The following is a 19,240-nucleotide window of genomic DNA, read 5'->3' on the forward strand; positions in this document are numbered from 1 at the left end:
AATAGACAAAGTGATAAAAGATTAAATATAGTGTTTGTGACAACCTTATAAATGCTAAGGTGAATGTGCGAAATTACGTTACCTTCATCATTTTTATTATGTTAAACAACAAAATATTATGACTCAGCTAAATACAATGCTTTAAAATTGTTGACTAGCGCTTTAAAATCAGGCACATTAAGTGAAAAATAAATTTTTATTTTTGGCTCTGTCCCTGAAGGTCTTAATGCAATAAAGCCTTCATCAAATGTGTAACGAATTAAATCCGCTTGTGGCAACATGATTGCAGTCTCTTCACCTGTTGGAAGATGTGTTGTCTTTTGCGTTAAATAATCTTCTTTTGTTTTTACTTTTAATCCTACAATATGTTCACTTGTATCATTTCTAAAATGAGTCATCATGGCCTCTATTTTTTGTCTACCTTTTGGTCCTTCAAAAGACGGCGAAAGCGTTAAATCTTCATAGCGACCAATTTCTTTATAAATATCTTCGAGTACCGCTTTAAATGTGAGACCATTTTGATACAATAGCTGTTTATATTTAACGAGTAAAGGGATAAACTGAATTGCATCTTTATCTCTTGATAAATCTTTCGCTAAATAACCATGGCTCTCTTCAAACGCTAACACCAACTGCGCGTCATCATTTTGCTGTTGACGAAGTTCTAACTCTTCAGAAATATATTTAAATCCTGTCAAAACGTTCACAACTTTAATATCTAATGCTGATGCTAATACCTCACTCAAAGCGCCCGTAACGATTGATTTAACCATGTAGAACGCGTTGCCTGATGTTTGCAGCTGTTGATAACGTAATTTAAGTAAGATCAAGCCAATTTCATTTCCATTAAAATAACGTGTTGAGCCGTCTTCATAGCGCTCAACAAACCCGAATCGGTCTGCATCTGGATCTGTAGCAATGATAAGTGATGCATTTTCTTGTTCTGCTAAACGCTTGCCAAATTCAAACGCAGCTTCTTCTTCAGGATTAGCACTTTTAACAGTTGGAAATCTGCCATCTGGTTCTGACTGAGTTGTCTCAATGACATAGTTATCAAATCCAAGCTCTGTGAGTATGTCTGCGGCTATGGGTAAGCTTGTCCCATGCAAACTTGTCAATACGACACGTGCATTGTTTTCTTCAATTGTGCCAACTAAATCTTTAACACCTTGCTTATACGCCTCAGTCACTTCAGTAGGCAAAGACGTAATCAATTTTTCTTTTTTCAACGAATTGAAATCTCGTGCTTCAATTTCTAATGGAGATTCAATTGCATTAATATATTGGCTCAAGTCTTCAGATGCCTTAGGTAATAATTGTCCCCCATCTGAACCATAAATTTTAATACCATTATAATGACTTGGATTATGACTTGCTGTAATCATGACACCTGCTGTTGCTTTTAACTCGCGTACAGCAAATGACAACTCCGGTGTTGATTTATAAGTATCTGCTAATACTACGCTAACACCTTCAGTTGCTAATACACGTGCAATTTCTTGAGAAAATTCATGTGATAAAAATCGTGTATCAAAGTGAATCACAACTGTTGGATGCTCATTTTTTTGTTTTAAATATTGTGCGAGTCCTAATGCCACTTTACGTATTGTAAACTTGTTTAAACGACCTGGACCGAGACCAAACGTGCTCCGAATTCCAGCGGTACCAAAAGTTAAAACATCTTCAAAGCCCGCTTCTTGTTCTTCCTTTGTTTGCTCTTCATAAAAGGGTTTAACTAAACTTTCATCAAGATGTGACATCCATTGTGCTTTCAAAAAATCCACCATCCTTATTTTGCTCTTTATCATTGGGGTGGGACAGAATCAAAACGATTTTGCAATCTCAAAATTGCAACAAGATACCACGCTTGAGGAAAGCTTTGTATAAAACAACACAACCTCCAGTCATCAACAGCGCGTGCATCGATTTTGGTACAATCATCAATAAAGATCATATGATGTCCCACTTCTTTCATTATTAACTCCATTATACACCAACACGAAGTCCTACACATGAAAAAACAATTTATTTCGAAACGGTGCATCTGAAATGATTGAAATCTTACAATCAATTGCATTACAATATATAATCATATGTTAAAAATATCTTTTTAGGAGCAATTTATTATGAATAAAGGTCTCAAATATCTGTTGTACTTACTTGCTTTAATGCTTGTAATTGTTCCTACAATTTTTGCGTTTATTCTATTTAATTCATCGAAACATGCTTTTGACGATTCATTTTCTCACACTGATGAGCGTCAATCTAAATTAAGAGATAGTAAAGTCAATGCTGCAAAGGAACCTGTTTCAATATTGTTTTTAGGTATTGATGACAGTAGTTCACGAAGAGAAAACGGACAAAGTACGGAACATTCACGTACAGATGCAATGATTTTATCCACTTTAAATCCTGATAAACATCAAATCCGTTTACTGAGTATCCCACGTGATACTTTGAGCTACATTCCAAAAGTCGGTTACTTTGACAAGATTACACATGCACATGCATATGGTGGACCAGAATCTTCAATGGATGCGGTGGAAACTGAGCTTAATGTCCCTGTTGATTATTATGTTCGTATTAATATGGATGCTTTTGCTGATACAGTTGATGAGCTTGGTGGTATTGAATATAATGTGCCATACGATCTCAATGAACCAAACACTAAAGATAAAGGTCGCATCAAGCTGAAAAAAGGCAAGCAAAAATTAAACGGCGACGAAGCACTCGCAATCACACGCACACGTAAACAAGACTCTGACTTAAAACGTGGCGAAAGACAAATGGAAGTTTTAAAAATTCTCTTCCGCAAAGCGCAAGAGACAAATTCTTTACACAAATTAGATGATATTATTGAAATTGTAGGAAAAAATTCTAAACATAACTTAAATTACTCTGAAATTCGTGCACTTGCAACAAACTATTTAGCGAATGATGTCACAATCAAATCTCAACAACTTAAAGGTGAAAATGAATTGCTTAACGGCATTTACTACATTAATCCTGACGTAGATGATTTAATTAAGACATCGAACTTATTACGGGAAGATTTAGAATTAAGACCGCTTAAAAATAAAAGCGATTTTCTGTTACAACGTGCGAAGTCCTTTTACGGTGAAATTCCACCATTAACAGAAATCGATGATCAGCTATTAAAAGGACACCAAAAATCACAAAAAGATAACACATCATCAGAACAACAAAATGGTGATAGTCAAGCATCACCGGCAAATAATCAAAATCAGCCCGCTGTTACTGAACAAGCACCAAGTCAACAGCCTGCTTTACCGCAACAGTCACAAGGGGTTCCAGACCCATCTCAAAATAACAATACATTTTATTAATAAGGAGGTGCCTATACATGCCACGCCCTACACACGACAAAATCATGCAAATCAATGGGATATTCAACATGTTAGAGCAACAAATCATTCACAGTAAAGACATGGCGCATTTTCGACAAGAGTTATTTTATGTGAATCATGCACATCGTGAAAATTATGAAGCACTCCTACTTTATTATTCAGACAGCCAGAATAACCCGGTGATCAATGGCGCGTGTTATATCGTTGCACTTCCTGAAATTTTTGATGCGATCGATGTCTTTGAATCACCCCTCCCATTTTCATGGGTTTATGATGAAAATGGTTTAACACCAGAGATGCAAAATTTGAGTGTGCCTATTCAATATCTCGTTGCTGCAGCATTAGAAGTAACCGATGTTAACATTTTCACACCTTCTGGTTATACAATGGGAATGAACAATTGGAATATTATTCAAATGCGGATTTTTTGGCAATATACCGCACTAGTACGACAAAATGCAATGTAATTTTAGCGCCTAGTGACGCGAAATATGTTCTAATAATCTCTTGCCAGCGCACAATGTGCAGATAATATAACGATTTTGACTTCATAACGATAAATACAAAAACAGGTTGACGTCTGACATGTGTGTTTAAGACATCAACCTGTTTTTTAGCATTGTGCTCACGATAGAAGGTATACAATTCGAATGCCCTATTGTTTGCACGTGTCTAAATTTAGATTATACATTTTACTTCATACTTAGTCTATTCAAAATCATTTATGATAAAATCGATATCATATTGATAAGAAAGGGGTACAGCGATGATTAAAAAAGTAGAAACAGAACATGAATATGAAGATGTATTGGACATCAGAAAGGTCGTTTTTGTAGAAGAACAAGGGGTGTCACTTGAAGAAGAAATTGATGAATTTGAAACAACCGCACAATATATGATTGCCTATAACGATGACCATCAACCCATCGCAACTGCACGCTTTCGAGATGTGAATGGCATTGCAAAAATTGAACGTGTCGCAGTTTTGAAAACTGAAAGAGGTCAAGGGACGGGTAAGGCATTAATGCGCGCGCTCGAGCAAGAAGCGCAACGCCAAGGTTTTCATCATTTCAAATTAGGTGCCCAAACACATGCGATTCCCTTTTATGAATCATTAGGCTATCAAGCATATGGCGATCAGTTTTTAGATGCAGGTATCCCGCATTATTACATGGAGAAGTATCTTTAATTACGAAAGCGTTTAATAGGGCATCATAATAAAACGGGTTACTTTCACTTTATATATTACTTTATTTGAAATATTCTATAATTTCTAATTATGCATGAACTACATAAAATAACGGGGACAATTATTAAAGTTAAATTACAATCAAGTTAAAATGCACAATTCCTGTATCTTTAATTCTATAATGGCATTAATCAACTTTATATTAACTTATCTAAAAGGAGTAATGAAATGGTTAAAAAATTAGGTTATAAAACGCCCACTATCATTGCATTGACATTAGCGGGGTCTGCATTAACTGCGCATGAAGCACATGCAGCTGAACAAACAAAAGCGCAAGAAACACCAACAAATATATTAGACGAGCATCAACAAGTTCAGCAAGCCAATCAGGCCAAGAACGAAACGAAAGCTCCTACGATTTCTGGAACACAAGCGTATAAAGATCCAAATCAAGTTGAAATTGAAAAACCGACACAACCAAAAGCAGACTCAAGTCTTTTAGAACAACCTTCTGCTTCTTCATCAGCTACGCAACAAGCTACTGAACAAGAAGCAACTTCTCAAAATGACCATGCACAAGCAGACGTAGCTGAACAACCTGTTGCATCACCTTATACTGCTGAAGAAATCGATCCACATCACGAAGCTGAAGTATCAACTGAAGCTTATCATGCTGCACAAGATCAAAAAACAGATGCACAACAAGAGACACCACAAGATGTCACAAAGTCACAGCAATCCCCTTCTGATGCATTACCGAAAAATGATTCACAAAATGTCACTGTACGACAACAAAGTAATCAAGCGTCAACTGAGCAACCAACAACTCATACGCAACAACCAACTAACAACACGCAACCAACGGCTAAAACAGTACAATCAAATACAACAGCTTTTTCCGCACAAGAGAGAACTACTGCTACATCTAATCAAGAGAAAAATTTAGCACGTGTCGTTGCACGTTCAGCAGAAAAAACACCAACTGTAAAACAACAATCTACACCAACAAATGAAAAAGTAGATATCAATGCTAATCCAAATGGACCCACACCGCCTCGCGTTGGAGGTAAAGGTGGGCCTGCAACAGTTAAACTTGAACCTACAAACTATTCAGTTCGTTCAGTAGCCACTACACCTAAAGCATATCAACCACAAGTCAAATCACAAATTAACAACTACATACGAAAACAAAAATTTACAGTTCCTAAATATGAAGAAGACTATTCAAGCTTTATTCCACGCTATGGTTATCGCTACGGTGTTGGAAGACCTGAAGGCATCGTAGTTCATGATACAGCTAACGATAATTCAACAATTACAAGTGAAATACAATATATGAAAAATAATTATCAAAATGCTTTTGTTCATGGATTTATCGATGGTAACCGCATTATTGAAACGCAACCAACTGATTATTTAGCTTGGGGTGCTGGCCCTATTGCGAACCAACGTTTTATTCATATTGAACTTGTTCATGTGCATGACTATAATTCCTTTGCACGTCAAATGAACAACTTTGCTGATTACGCAGCAACTAACTTACAATACTATGGTTTAAAACCTGATAGTGCAGAATATGACGGTAAAGGGACAGTTTGGACACATGACGCTGTTTCTAGATATTTAGGTGGTACAGACCACGTAGACCCACACGGTTATTTAAGAGCACATGGTTATTCTTATGATGAATTGTATGATCTTATAAATGAAAAATACCAAGTGAAAATGGGCTATGCTTCCCCTGCTGGTAGCACTTCTGGTCAAACATCAAAACCTAAAACACAAAATAACAATTTAAAAGTGACTGACAATACAGGTTATAGCCGTATCTCATCTAAAAACAATGGTTTATACAAAACAGTGTATGATCAATCTGGTGTACGTACAAATCAAACAAATGTAACATTAAAAGTCACTAAAAAAGCAACACTAAATGGTCAATCATTTTATCTTGTATCCACTTCGAAAAACAATGGTTTACTCGGATGGGTACGTAGCAATGATGTCACTTATCAAAGTGCACAACCTGAAAAGAATGTGAAGCAATCATACCAAGTTAAACCAGGTACAACTGTTTATGAAGTGCCTTGGGGTACAAAAGCGCAAGCCACAGGTACAATTAGCGGTAGCAAAAACCAAGCTTTCAAAGCAACAAAAGAACAGAAAGTCGCAAATACAAATTGGCTCTATGGTACAGTTAACAATTTAACAGGTTGGATTGATGCAAGTAACGTTGTAAAAACACCATCTTCATCAACAACTGCACCTTCTTCACCATTAAAAGTGACGAGTGACTCAGGTTTTGGTCGTATTAATAATAAAAATAACGGCTTATATAAAACCGTATACGATGCGAAAGGCCAACCTACATCAGCAACAAATCAAACTTTAAGTGTTCAGAAAAAAGCAACGCTCAATGGAAAATCATTCTATCTTGTATCTGACTATGCAACGGGCACTTATGTTGGATGGGTTCAACAAAAAGATGTTGACTATCGTGCAGGTCAAGCGGCTAAAAACGTGAAGCAAAACTACACAATCAAACCAGGCGCTACACTTTACAAAGTCCCTTGGGGCACTAGCGCACAAGTGGCTGGTAAAGTCGCTGGTAAGAGCGCACAAAACTTTGCTGCAACAAAATCACAAAAAGTTGGAAACTTAACTTTCGTTTATGGCACTGTTAATCAATTATCTGGATGGATCGACCAATCATTATTAACACAACCACAAGAAAAAGCAGCTAAAAAAGCCACACAAAGTGTATCTCAAATTGGTCAATTAAAATCATCAACTGAAGGAATAAGAGCTTCAATCTATGATAAAACAGCTAAAAATGCTGCCCAATTCACTGATCGTACTTACAAAATTGCTAAGACAGCGTCTAACCAAAATCGCAATTACGTTTTATTACAAAACGCTGACGGTCGCACACCATTAGGTTGGTTTAACGCAAATGACGTGATTCTACGTTCCCTTGGTGCTGAAAAACCAATTCATGGTCAATATAAAGTTAATGACAAAACAGCTGGATTATATTCGATCCCATGGGGTACGGCGAAACAACGTATCGATGCCCTATCTAGCACCGTAAAAAATCGTACTTTTAGTGCCGTTAAATCTGTTGTTGCAGGCTCAGACACTTATTTATTCGGTCAAGTGAACCATAAAATGGGCTGGATTAATCTTAAAGATTTAAAACCTGTTGCTTCTGCTTACACAGTTAAGTCAACTTCAGCAACTAAAGCCACAAAATTAAGCCAACCTCAAGATTACTTTGTTTATAACGGAAATGGCTATTACTATGCGAAACCAAATGCGAAAGTATTAGGCTCTTTAAATGCGTATTATGAAACATTATTTAAAGTGACAAGTACACAAAAGGTAAATGGTGTGACATGGCTTTACGGTACTTTCGAGAATGGTACACAAGGTTGGATTAAATCTGGTGACTTACGCTCATTACTTGTTAAATATTACAATGCTAACGCTTCTTTAAAAGAAGCCGTTAATAAACAAATGGCATTGTCATACAAACCACAAGTTCAACATGTACCAGGTAAATGGGAAGATGCAAACCGTCAAGAAGTGCAAGCGGCAATGGATACACAAAACATTAAAAACAGCGCTTCAGGCATTTATCAATTCTTAAAACTCGATCAATATCAAGGCTTAAGTGCAGATGCATTGAACCGATTACTCGCAGGTAAAGGTATCTTAGCTGGCCAAGGTGCTGCGTTTGCAGAAGCGGCAAAAGCAAATAATATTAATGAAATTTACTTGATTTCACACGCATTTTTAGAAACTGGAAACGGTACGTCTAAATTAGCAAATGGTGGATACGTAGATAAAAACAATAAAGTGATCACTAACGGTCCTAAAAAATACTACAATATGTTTGGTATCGGGGCAGTTGACACTGACGCCATTCGCGGTGGCTTTAAAACAGCTGAAAAATATGGCTGGGATACTGTTAAAAAAGCAATCGTCGGCGGCGCTAAATTTATTGGTCAAAATTACATCCACGCAGGTCAAAACACGTTATACCGCATGCGTTGGAATCCACAAAACCCAGCGACACATCAATATGCAACAGATATCGCATGGGCAGACTTTAACGCAAAACGTATGAAACAATTCTATGATCAAATTGGTGAAGTTGGTAAATACTTCGATATCGATTTATATCGTCAAAGTAAATAAAATTCCTTATATTAAAAGCCTCAAAGGTGGGTTCCTCACTTTTGGGGCTTGCTTTTTTGTATTAAAAATAGGACCGGTGTTTAAATCACCGGTCCTATTTAACACTTATAATATTTACTTTAGATATTCAAATTTGTATTGGTCGTTATTTATCGTCTTGATTATCTTTCATTTCTTGATCTAATTCTTTCACGAGACGTTGGATACCTGGATGTTCTAAATGAATACCATCATAAGCAAAGTAATCCGTATGGCCTACGCCGACTTTATTCCAATCCACTAATGTGACATGCTTATGTTTATTAGCGACTTTTTTCATTAACTGATTGACATGATCTTTATAGTCACGTGGCACTGTCGTATTAATTAGGTAAACATTCGCTTTATCAAAATCTTTCACGATTTCTTCTAACTGCGCCTCATTGAAATCTCCATTTGTACCAATTTGAATCACGACTGGTTGCCCTGCTTTATTGTAATCTGTATATTTCTTAGCAACATTGAGGGCAACACCCATAGAACGTCCGACTTCTGCGTCAATGGTTGGTTTTTGATAATGATCATCTAAATAATAGCCCATCCCTACTGTTAATGAATCCCCAATAAATAGAGGTGACTCTTTTTTAGGATCAAAAGATTTTTCATCAGTTGTTTTGTTTTGTTTTTCAGGCTCGGGCTTTTTAGGTTTTTCAGTCGTTTTATGATTTGTCTTATAAGCCGTTGCTTTTTGCTCTTGTTTTGCATAACCATCAAAATGTCCAGTCAACACAAATGCAGTTAACACAATAGCAGCTAAAACAAGTGGTGTACGAATGATTGAAATCACAGGTTTCTCTTTAAGGAAGAACGTTCTAAAACCATGTCTTCTGAAAGGTGTTTCCACAAATCGATAAGAAATTTCTGCCATAACAAACGTTAATACGACATCAATAATATACATGTAAAATGGATATTGTCCCGCTACAAAGTGATGGTGTACAAATGTAACGATGACAAAATGCCATAAGTATAAACTATACGATCTTTTACCAATATATAAGAAAAGTGGGTTACCCATAAATCTAGAAAGTAAGCCCGACGGTTGCACTACACTTGCAATAATAACTAAAGTCATTAATGAAATGGCGTAAAAGCCACCGCTATACAGAAAGTACTGTTGCTCGTTGACAGCATAGAATAACCATAACAAAACACCTAATGCGATAATACCAAAAATATCAATCAGATTTCTCCCAAGTTGTGGCGGCTTGGCTTTCAATTTAAATGCTGGCCACACAAATGCAAATATAACACCTAATAATAGTGTTTGTAATCGAGTATCTGTTCCAAAATATGTACGTGAGTTATTCGCACCTGGTGCGGATAAATAAAACATTAATGCTGCTGAAGCGATAGAAATGATAGCGAATACGACAACGACCCATTTTTTTCGTCTAAATAATTTAAAAAATAACATTAAAATCATAGGATAAAAGATATAAAATTGCTCTTCTACAGCTAAAGACCATAAATGCTTAAGTGGCATAGGTTTAAATTGATCAAAATAATCAACATCTTGGAAAATATACCACCAATTTGAGATGTAGAGTAAAGCTGCTATCGCATCACCTTTAATTGATTCTAAAAGCTTAGGGTCAAATGCTAAGACGTAGAGTACTGTAAATAAAGTAACAAATAACATTGCGGGAATTAAACGCTTAAACCGTTTAATCCAAAAATTCACTAAATTGATTTCACCGTAATTTTCATATTCAAATAGTAGTAATGATGTAATTAAATAACCTGAAATTACAAAAAACGTATCTACACCTAAAAAACCACCAGAAAGCCATTGAGAATTAAGATGATAAATGATAATCCCTATAACTGAAATCGCACGCAAACCATCTAAACCCGGCAAATATCGTGGAGGATGCTTCAATCGTTTCATTCCAGTAAAATTATTATGAGACATAGCTGATTTCTCCTATTCCAATTTTTTAAGGAACGATTTATAGATATACGCCCTTCAATTTACCACAAAAATAGTAGAATTTAAACCGTGAGTCGATGAGGTTTTGCAAAATAAAATAATCTTATGCTTCAAAGTTCTTTTTTATTTTTGTTTGGGCATTGTATAAAATAAGTATGCTATTAATTTATCATATATACATTTTCATTGCATTTTTGAAGGTATTTATAATACATTAACTATGAGATTGTTAAAAGGAGTCACCTATTTATGACAACTGTAAAAAAAAGAGATGCATTTTTTGATAATGCACGTGCTGGTTTAATATTTCTTGTCGTTTTAGGACATTTAATTAGGCCTTATGTTGATACTCATATTGCGATTAATGCATTATATTTGCTTATTTATAGTTTTCACATGCCCGCCTTTCTATTCATCTCTGGCTATTTCGCCAATAATGTGGGTAAATCTGGTTACATAGAAAAAGTAGGCAAAAAATTGTTAGGTCCATATCTCATCTTTTTTGCGTTCTTTTCAATTTATTATTTTATTACAGGAAAAAATAGTGAGTTAGACTTAGATCCATTTGAACCTGTTTTTGCACTATGGTTTTTATTAACACTGTTTTTCTTTAACGTCATTATCGTTATTGTCCGGCAGTTTAAACCTAAATACGTTTTACCTATCGCCATCATTGTAGCACTATTAGCAGGTTTTTCTTCAAATGTAGGAGACTATTTAAGTTGGTCACGTACACTCGTATTTTTCCCTATATTTTATGTTGGGTATTTATTAAACATTGAATTTAGTCATTTCGTTAAGATGAAACGTTTTATCCCTATCTCTATTCTAGTTTTAGTAGGCTTTTTTGTAATTTATATCGTTCATCCTATTGATGCGGACTGGTTATTAGCAAGTACACCATATAAACACGTGGACGGCATGCATTTACTGATGAGTCCGCTTAAAAGATTATCTTTATACGGTATTATCTTTGTCACGATGTTCTCTTTCTTTAATTTAGTTCCAAGACACCATCATTGGTATACTTATATAGGGTCAAGAACGATGTATGTTTATTTATTACATGGCTTATTTATCGGTGTCATTCGTGGCCACCAATTTTATCCTTTTATTGATACACCAATTTTAGGATTACTTTACAATATAGTACTTTCATGCTTCATCGTTTGGTTATGGTCGAGTGATTTTGTGGCGAAATGGACTAATCCTATGATTAATTTGCAACGACCATCAAAGTTTAAACCTTATTTTTAGAGAAGATACCATTTAGAACATGATCATGTGTACGTATCGTTGACTATCATTTTAGATAGCTTCTCATGCGTACACATGTTATTCTAAATGTTAACTTCTCTTTTTTTAGGACGTGATTTAAAAATGAAATTAGAACTCAATACATATGCAAAATATTTAAGAGCACCGAGTATCCGACAATTTTCGAGTCGAATTAATCAGTTGGATGATGTCATCAACCTTACAGTTGGCCAACCTGATTTTAATATGCCCGATATTGTTAAAAAGGCATATCAAACAGCCATTGAAAATAATCAGACGACTTATTCACATAATAAGGGACGATTGGATACACGTGAAGCAGTCTCTCAATACTACCAAACACGTTTCAATATCCATTATGCCCCTGAAGAAATCATTATTACTAATGGCGCTTCCGAAGCATTAGATACTGTACTGCGTTGTATCATCAATCCAGGTGATGAAATTTTACTTCCAGGACCTGTTTATGCTGGCTATATTCCTTTAATTCAGACGCTCGGTGGTACACCTATATTTATGGATACGCGTCAAAGCGGTTTTAAGGTGACACCAGAACTCATCAAACAACATATCACGCCAAAGACACGTGCGATACTGCTCAATTACCCATCTAATCCTACTGGCGCTATACTTTCTGAAGCAGAAGTGACAGCACTCGTCGACACTTTGAAAACATTGTCGATTTTTATTATTAGTGATGAAATCTATGCAGAAAATACATTTCACGCTACACATACGTCGTTTGCACGATACGAATCCATCCGAGACCAGTTACTATTGATTAATGGTTTAAGCAAGTCACATTCAGCTACAGGCATCCGTATTGGCTTTTTATCTGGTCCTCAATACTTAATAGATCGCTTAACATTTATGCATGCTTATAATTGTATTTGTGCCAATGTTCCGGCTCAAATGGCTACGATTGCTGCTTTAACTGAGGCTACAGATGCCCCTCAAACGATGAATGCTGCTTATGTAAAGCGACGTGATTTCTTGATTAAAGCATTAACAGATATGGGCTTTGAATTAGAAGGGCAACCTGAAGGGGCGTTTTACATCTTTCCTAACATTCAAAACTATACCGATGATGACTTTGCCTTTTGTGTCGATGTTTTAGAAACCGTTGGCGTCGCTATGGTTCCTGGATCTTCTTTTACGGATTATGGAAAAGGTTATGTCCGTATTTCATATGCCTATGATATGAAGTCATTAGAAGAAGGTATGGCGCGCTTAAGACAATACCTACAAAGCAAATATGCAGACCGTTTAATCAACTCATAATCACCATTATCGACATATCATTAAAATATTGAATAAGCTTGTTTACTTATAAATACTTTATTCACTAAAAATCAGAGCGATTTAAGAATAATTAAAAATGCTCGTTTATCCTCCTCTTTACGACCTAAAAAAAGCCGATGGACCCATTGATTACAAAAAGTCCATCGGTTTTTATTTTTGATCGCTTTTCCTTCTTTTCAACTTATGGGAATTTAGGGAATTGATCGAAATCAGGATCACGTTTTTCTTTAAACGCGTCTCGGCCTTCTTTTGCTTCATCTGTTGTGTAATACAAGAGTGTTGCGTCACCTGCAAATTGTTGTAACCCAGCTAAACCATCTGTATCTGCATTCATTGCTGCTTTCAAGAATCGTAAAGCTGTTGGAGAATGACGCATGATTTCTTTACACCATTTCACTGTTTCATCTTCAACATCTGCCAAAGGAACGACTGTATTCGCCATACCCATGTCAAGTGCTTGTTGTGCATCGTACTGACGACATAAATACCAAATTTCACGTGCTTTTTTGTGTCCTACGATACGTGCAAGGTAGCCTGAACCATAACCTGCGTCAAATGAACCCACTTTTGGTCCTGTTTGTCCAAAACGTGCATTATCTGCAGCAATTGTTAAATCACATACGACTTGAAGAACGTTTCCTCCACCGATAGCATAACCTTTAACCATCGCAATAACCGGTTTTGGAATGACACGAATTAAACGTTGTAAATCTAATACATTCAAACGTGGGATTTGGTCATCTCCAACGTAGCCCCCATGACCGCGTACTTTTTGATCTCCACCTGAACAAAACGCTTTGTCGCCTTCTCCAGTTAAAATGATGACACCTACACGCTCGTCATCACGCGCACGTGTGAAAGCATCAATCATTTCTTGTACAGTATTAGGTGTAAATGCATTATGTACATGCGGACGGTTAATTGTGACTTTTGCAATCCCTTCAAAAAATTCGTATTTTATTTCTTTATACTCTTTTAATGTTTCCCATTGTCTTTCCATGGTTGGCCTCCTCTAGTAACCTTTAATAAACTCCAATAATATTGTATCAAATTTGGGTGAATCTTCCACATGAACTGTATGCCCTACACGCTCTACAATTTCTAAACTCGCATTAGGTAACGCCACTTTCATTTGATGTGCAATCGATACAAACTTCTCATCCCATTCACCAACAATTAATTGCACAGGTAACTCCAAAGTATTCAACTGATTCCATAAGTTCGGCATATGGCCCGTTCCGTAATCTGTTAAAGCTTTAATTAAGCCTGCCGCGTTCTGTGCCATTCTTAACTGTCGAACTTGAAGCTGTTTCACTTCAGGCATCCATTTCTGTGTCTGAAATAATGGCAACTTCTCCCAATCATTCACAAATACTTCGAGCCCTGCAATCTCAAGTACACGTGCACGTGCTGCATCCACTTGTTGTCGCTCATGACGTGCAACAGGATCTTGAATTCCTGGAGAACCACTTTCGAGTATTAAACCTGACAACAATGAAGCATGATTGAGTGCATAATAAAGTGCTACCCGCGCCCCCATTGAATAGCCATGTAAATAAATAGCTTGGCTGTCAAATTGTTGAAGCACTATATGCAATTCAGAAGCAATCCAATCAAAATCCCATTGAATATCTGTAGGAGATTGATCTTGGCCGTGTCCCGGAAGATCAACACAAACTAAGTCCGCTTCTCTCGTCAATCTCTCGATATGTGAATCAAATGTGCGTTGATCACTAATAAACCCATGTAGCAATACTAAAACCTTGTCGGTCGGTTGTTGTGCCCGATGCCAATTATAATGTAACATTTACAATTTCACTCAATTTCTGATAAAGATTTTGATGGGCGTCATAATTTTTTTCACGATTCGTCATCACTTCAAACAATGTTGGCGTCATCGTCGTCAAATTAGCATACGCAAATGCCTGTAAGTCTTGAATACGCTTAAAATTAAAATCATAAAGCAACGCAGTGTATTCAAAATTCAACCCTGTAGGTGTCCCGAATAAGCGTTCAAAATGTTGGGAAGCACTCTTTTTCTGTGGTAAATATGAGAAAATACCACCCCCATCATTATTGAGTAGCACAATATTCATATGAATGTCGTTTAGTTTAGACATAAGTAAACCATTCATATCATGGTAAAAAGCAATATCACCAATAAGTAATGTTACTTTTTGATGGACAGCCATACCTAAAGCAGTTGAAACAACCCCGTCTATTCCGTTTGCACCTCTATTAGCATAAATACGACCGCGCTGATTAAAATATAAATTATCAATATCGCGTATTGGCATACTATTACTTACAAACAAACAATCTTCATCTGTTAATTTATCCAGTAACTGACTCACATATGCAGACTCATCATTAGCATTTTTTTGATGCTCAATAATCGTTAAACGGGCTTGTTCTTCCATATTTTGCCATTGACTTAGCCACATTTTACGATATGTACCAGGCACCTCACCTAAAGCTCTAAAAAAGTCATTCGGTGACATTTCAAAAAAGTAATTAGGTTTTTTAGGAAATGCATCTACGTTTGAGCTGTTTTGAACTAAAATTTGATCCGCATTTGTTGTTTTCAACCATTGATTTAATTTTTTAGATACGACCGGCTTTCCTACTCTAATAACGAAATCGGCTTCAATTTCAAGTCCAGCACGCAAAAGTAAATCATAGGTTGCAATCACATTTGGATGTTGTGTGGCACGTATGCCGTTTAATGCGTCAGCTAGTATCGGTAAATCATACACGGTAGCAAACGTTAAAATTTGTGATATATCTTGATGTTGCATATCACCAACGACAATTAAGCCTTTCGCTTGCTTCAATGTTTTTTCAATACTACTTAAATCTATTGCTTTTTGATATTTAGGACGGTCATACGTCTCTGTTTTCAGTAAGTCTAAACGTGATAAATCAGGTGTAAGCGGCTCGCGAAACGGCAAATTAAAATGGACAGGCCCTTGTTGTGGTCCGTCAAAATATTGGCTCGCTTTTTGTATTTGATATGCATTGAATTCAGTCATATGCATCGTACCATCTGCTATTGGCAAATCGCATTGAAACCGAACATAATTTTGAAACATCCCCACTTGATTAATGGCTTGTGGTGCCCCTACATTTCGAAGCTCATGTGGTCTATCACTCGTTAATACGATAAGTGGCAGACGACTAATATGGCTTTCTGCTATGGCAGGGACATAATTCGCAGCCGCAGTACCAGAAGTACATACGATTGCAACTGGACGTTGACTTCCCTTCATTAATCCTAGTGCAAAAAAAGCAGCACTTCTTTCATCTGGATGAATCCATGTTTTAATTTCAGGGTGACACTCCAACGCCAAAGCGATTGGTGTTGAACGAGAACCTGGACTAATCACGACTTCTCGCAAGCCATACGCATAGAGCTCAGAAACGAAATGAAAAACTTGTTCTGTTAAATCACTTTGATTAGTCATATTCAGTCACCCCTAGTGCCTCCATCATTGGTTTAAATTTTAAAGCTGTTTCTGCTACTTCTTCAGTTGCATTAGATTCTTGAACAATACCTGCGCCAGCAAAAAGCAAGGCTTGATGTCGGTTCATTAACATCGAACGAATAGCCACAATAAACTCACAATCATCATACATATCAATCATGCCTACAGGTGCCCCATATAAACCACGTGCGCCGAATTCATGCGCTTCAATATAATCTAATGCACGCGCTTTCGGGTATCCCCCAAGTGCAGGTGTGGGATGCAAGTCGTCTATCAATTCGATATATGATTTTTGTGCAAGTGGACCACCCATCTCTGTATATAAATGATATAAATGATCATTTTTTAAAATTTTAGGTTCCTTATTATAATCGACATGTGTCGTAAAAGGTCGTATATCTTCAAGTATGCTTTCGACTACAATTTCATGCTCAACTAAGTTTTTTGCATCTTTAAGAAAAGCTTCGACATGTGCTTGGTCTAATTTTTCATCATGCGTACGACGAATTGTTCCCGCAACGGCTTTGGTAGATAATTCACCGTTTGTAACTTTAAACAATTGTTCCGGTGTTTGAGATATAAAGACATCTTCTTCGGATTCTAAAACAAATAGATAACTGTTTTTTTCATTTTGTAACGCCCGATAAAGTATCGTTGGAATACTTAAATCTGCATCAAATTGCACCATACGTCTGCGCGATAACACAATTTTTTCATCATGAGCTAACTGTTCTGTTGTCTTTGCAACTAATGCTTCCCACTCATCTTTATATATGTCTTCCATACGTTTCACCGGTGGCGGTGCCGTATCTTTTATTTCGATTGTTTCTAAATGATTCAATTGATCGAATAGCGCATTAAATTGATCTATAGAAAACGTTTCTTTCTGCACTGTATAGGTTAAAAACGTTTCATCGTTTACTTGTGATATTAAAACTTCAGGCAAAATAAAGTGATTCACACCAAAACGGCGCCATTCATCCCCTAGACGCTTTGTAGAAAACTGAAACCCCCCACAAATTCGCAAATGATGGCGCTCAGAATCAGGATGGATTAGTGCAATGTTGTCTTTAAACTTTTCCCATTCTTTAAAAATAGAGCGTTTATTTGTGAAATCATTTTTAATTTTTGTTGCAACACGGTAACCAAAAAAAGCTGTTTTACTATCATTTAACTGAAAGTAAAAACGATCTCCTGCATCTTCTTTTGACATTTCAAACAACGTGATCGGATCCAATTGTTTTTGCAACTTCACTTCAATCGAAACCCATTGCTGTGTTGTTTGTTTGACCGCATCCATGATTGCCTGTTCACAGACGTCAACAGTCATCTCATTCTCACTTCTTTCATCATAATCAAGTTTCATCCATTACTCCATTCTAACATTTTTAATCGTCGTTGTGTGCGCAAGTGCCTTTCCTATAATATTATTATTGATTTAATAGTAAAATTTATTTATAATAGCCATGTATTATAAATATTATAAAAAGAGGTTATTGATATGGCGACTGAATTTGAAAAGCATTCAACATTTCACAAATACTGGCTACTTATGCGCCCACATACACTCACCGCTTCTGTTGTTCCAGTTTTAGTTGGAACTGCAACTGCTAAACTTTTTTTATTAGGCAGCGAAGATCATCTACGCTTTAGTCTATTCTTAGCAATGTTGGTCGCTTGCCTACTCATCCAAGCTGCTACGAACATGTTTAATGAATACTATGACTTTAAAAAAGGTTTAGATGATCATGAGTCAGTTGGTATCGGTGGTGCCATCGTCCGTAATGGCATGACACCTGAGCACGTTTTAAGACTCGCACTCATTTTTTACGTCATCGCAGCTTTACTTGGACTTTACTTAGCAATCCAAACTTCATTTTGGTTAATACCTGTTGGACTTTTATGTATGGCAGTAGGCTACCTTTACACAGGTGGGCCATTCCCAATCTCATGGACGCCCCTAGGTGAATTATTCTCTGGTGTATTCATGGGGATGATTATTATCGTCATCGCATTTTACATACAAACAGGCAACCTGCAAAACTATGCTTTTTGGATTAGCATTCCAATTGTAATTACTATCGGCCTCATTAATATGGCTAATAATATTCGTGACCGCGTCAAAGACAAACAAAGTGGTCGTCGTACATTACCTATTTTATTAGGCAAACGTGGCTCGCTTATTTTTATGGCAGCATGCTACATTTTAGCATATCTATTCGTGATTTATACGGCACTTTTCAAAGATGGTGGATCTCTCTTCTATTTACTTGCACTATTAAGTTTTCCACTGCCAATCAAAGTTTATCGCCGTTTTAAAAAGAACGATACACCACAAACGATGATGCCCGCAATGGCAGCAGCAGGAAAAACAAATACATTTTTCGGTGTTTTGTATGCATTAGGCATTTATATCAGCGCTTTACTGGGTGGCGTATAAAACATC

The 19,240-nt window shown here is 36.5% G+C and carries 13 protein-coding genes; 7 read left to right on the forward strand and 6 right to left on the reverse strand.

What is annotated here, in order from left to right:
• Window positions 1-116 precede the first annotated feature (116 nt).
• Window positions 117-1,787, reverse strand: a complete 1,671-nt coding sequence (locus tag KM149_RS08855; RefSeq protein ID WP_214970203.1) for a phospho-sugar mutase — start codon at window positions 1,785-1,787, stop codon at window positions 117-119.
• A gap of 339 nt (window positions 1,788-2,126) precedes the next feature.
• Between KM149_RS08855 and KM149_RS08860 the strand changes: the two genes are divergently transcribed.
• From KM149_RS08860 to KM149_RS08875, 4 genes are all read left to right on the forward strand, one after another.
• The gene (locus KM149_RS08860) at window positions 2,127-3,347 is read left to right on the forward strand and encodes an LCP family glycopolymer transferase (RefSeq protein ID WP_165545701.1); all 1,221 of its coding nucleotides are present in this window, start codon (window positions 2,127-2,129) and stop codon (window positions 3,345-3,347) included.
• Between the two features lie 17 nt (window positions 3,348-3,364).
• Window positions 3,365-3,835: a DUF2538 family protein gene (locus tag KM149_RS08865; protein WP_050331405.1), complete on the forward strand. Its 471-nt coding sequence runs from the start codon at window positions 3,365-3,367 to the stop codon at window positions 3,833-3,835.
• A gap of 299 nt (window positions 3,836-4,134) precedes the next feature.
• Window positions 4,135-4,557, forward strand: coding sequence for a GNAT family N-acetyltransferase (locus tag KM149_RS08870; protein ID WP_050331406.1), 423 nt, complete (start codon window positions 4,135-4,137; stop codon window positions 4,555-4,557).
• 228 nt (window positions 4,558-4,785) lie between these two features.
• Entirely contained in the window at window positions 4,786-8,757 is a 3,972-nt protein-coding gene (locus KM149_RS08875) for a GW dipeptide domain-containing protein (RefSeq protein WP_241415317.1), read from the forward strand.
• A 145-nt stretch (window positions 8,758-8,902) separates the two neighbouring features.
• Here the strand turns inward: KM149_RS08875 and KM149_RS08880 are convergent, their stop codons facing one another.
• On the reverse strand, window positions 8,903-10,711 hold the full coding sequence (locus KM149_RS08880; protein WP_214970197.1) for an acyltransferase family protein: 1,809 nt from the start codon (window positions 10,709-10,711) through the stop codon (window positions 8,903-8,905).
• A gap of 267 nt (window positions 10,712-10,978) precedes the next feature.
• Between KM149_RS08880 and KM149_RS08885 the strand changes: the two genes are divergently transcribed.
• Together KM149_RS08885 and KM149_RS08890 are read left to right on the forward strand one after the other, a co-directional pair.
• A complete protein-coding gene (locus tag KM149_RS08885) occupies window positions 10,979-11,986 on the forward strand; it encodes an acyltransferase family protein (protein ID WP_050331409.1) in 1,008 nt (335 codons plus the stop codon).
• 123 nt (window positions 11,987-12,109) lie between these two features.
• Entirely contained in the window at window positions 12,110-13,288 is a 1,179-nt protein-coding gene (locus KM149_RS08890; protein WP_165545706.1) for an aminotransferase class I/II-fold pyridoxal phosphate-dependent enzyme, read from the forward strand.
• Between the two features lie 202 nt (window positions 13,289-13,490).
• On the opposite strand, the gene menB is transcribed toward KM149_RS08890, so the two are convergent.
• The 4 genes from menB to KM149_RS08910 are packed head-to-tail and all read right to left on the reverse strand — an operon-like array spanning window position 13,491 to window position 18,124.
• Window positions 13,491-14,309 (reverse strand): 1,4-dihydroxy-2-naphthoyl-CoA synthase, encoded by an 819-nt coding sequence (menB, locus tag KM149_RS08895; RefSeq protein WP_016424699.1) that lies wholly within the window; start codon window positions 14,307-14,309, stop codon window positions 13,491-13,493.
• A gap of 12 nt (window positions 14,310-14,321) precedes the next feature.
• Complete coding sequence (menH, locus tag KM149_RS08900) at window positions 14,322-15,116, reverse strand: 2-succinyl-6-hydroxy-2,4-cyclohexadiene-1-carboxylate synthase (RefSeq protein WP_214970194.1); 795 nt, start codon at window positions 15,114-15,116, stop codon at window positions 14,322-14,324.
• Window positions 15,103-16,773 (reverse strand): 2-succinyl-5-enolpyruvyl-6-hydroxy-3-cyclohexene-1-carboxylic-acid synthase, encoded by a 1,671-nt coding sequence (menD, locus tag KM149_RS08905; protein ID WP_214970191.1) that lies wholly within the window; start codon window positions 16,771-16,773, stop codon window positions 15,103-15,105. The genes menH and menD overlap by 14 nt, the downstream gene beginning before the upstream one ends.
• On the reverse strand, window positions 16,766-18,124 hold the full coding sequence (locus KM149_RS08910; RefSeq protein WP_214970479.1) for an isochorismate synthase: 1,359 nt from the start codon (window positions 18,122-18,124) through the stop codon (window positions 16,766-16,768). The genes menD and KM149_RS08910 overlap by 8 nt, the downstream gene beginning before the upstream one ends.
• A gap of 171 nt (window positions 18,125-18,295) precedes the next feature.
• Here KM149_RS08910 and KM149_RS08915 point away from each other — a divergent pair, with 171 nt between their 5' ends.
• On the forward strand, window positions 18,296-19,234 hold the full coding sequence (locus KM149_RS08915; RefSeq protein ID WP_060830132.1) for a 1,4-dihydroxy-2-naphthoate polyprenyltransferase: 939 nt from the start codon (window positions 18,296-18,298) through the stop codon (window positions 19,232-19,234).
• Window positions 19,235-19,240: the final 6 nt, after the last annotated feature.

Origin of the sequence: Staphylococcus coagulans, assembly GCF_022557135.1 — a bacterium.
In the GTDB taxonomy this organism is placed as follows: domain Bacteria; phylum Bacillota; class Bacilli; order Staphylococcales; family Staphylococcaceae; genus Staphylococcus; species Staphylococcus coagulans.

Excerpts from the sequence above, each read along its gene's own strand:
- KM149_RS08865 (WP_050331405.1), top strand. The coding sequence starts at position 3,365 with ATGCCACGCCCTACACACGACAAAATCATGCAAATCAATGGGATATTC.
- KM149_RS08860 (WP_165545701.1), top strand. The coding sequence starts at position 2,127 with ATGAATAAAGGTCTCAAATATCTGTTGTACTTACTTGCTTTAATGCTT.
- KM149_RS08885 (WP_050331409.1), top strand. The coding sequence starts at position 10,979 with ATGACAACTGTAAAAAAAAGAGATGCATTTTTTGATAATGCACGTGCT.
- KM149_RS08910 (WP_214970479.1), bottom strand. The coding sequence starts at position 18,124 with ATGACTGTTGACGTCTGTGAACAGGCAATCATGGATGCGGTCAAACAA.
- KM149_RS08880 (WP_214970197.1), bottom strand. The coding sequence starts at position 10,711 with ATGTCTCATAATAATTTTACTGGAATGAAACGATTGAAGCATCCTCCA.
- menH (WP_214970194.1), bottom strand. The coding sequence starts at position 15,116 with ATGTTACATTATAATTGGCATCGGGCACAACAACCGACCGACAAGGTT.
- KM149_RS08890 (WP_165545706.1), top strand. The coding sequence starts at position 12,110 with ATGAAATTAGAACTCAATACATATGCAAAATATTTAAGAGCACCGAGT.
- menD (WP_214970191.1), bottom strand. The coding sequence starts at position 16,773 with ATGACTAATCAAAGTGATTTAACAGAACAAGTTTTTCATTTCGTTTCT.
- KM149_RS08870 (WP_050331406.1), top strand. The coding sequence starts at position 4,135 with ATGATTAAAAAAGTAGAAACAGAACATGAATATGAAGATGTATTGGAC.
- KM149_RS08855 (WP_214970203.1), bottom strand. The coding sequence starts at position 1,787 with ATGGTGGATTTTTTGAAAGCACAATGGATGTCACATCTTGATGAAAGT.
- menB (WP_016424699.1), bottom strand. The coding sequence starts at position 14,309 with ATGGAAAGACAATGGGAAACATTAAAAGAGTATAAAGAAATAAAATAC.
- KM149_RS08915 (WP_060830132.1), top strand. The coding sequence starts at position 18,296 with ATGGCGACTGAATTTGAAAAGCATTCAACATTTCACAAATACTGGCTA.
- KM149_RS08875 (WP_241415317.1), top strand. The coding sequence starts at position 4,786 with ATGGTTAAAAAATTAGGTTATAAAACGCCCACTATCATTGCATTGACA.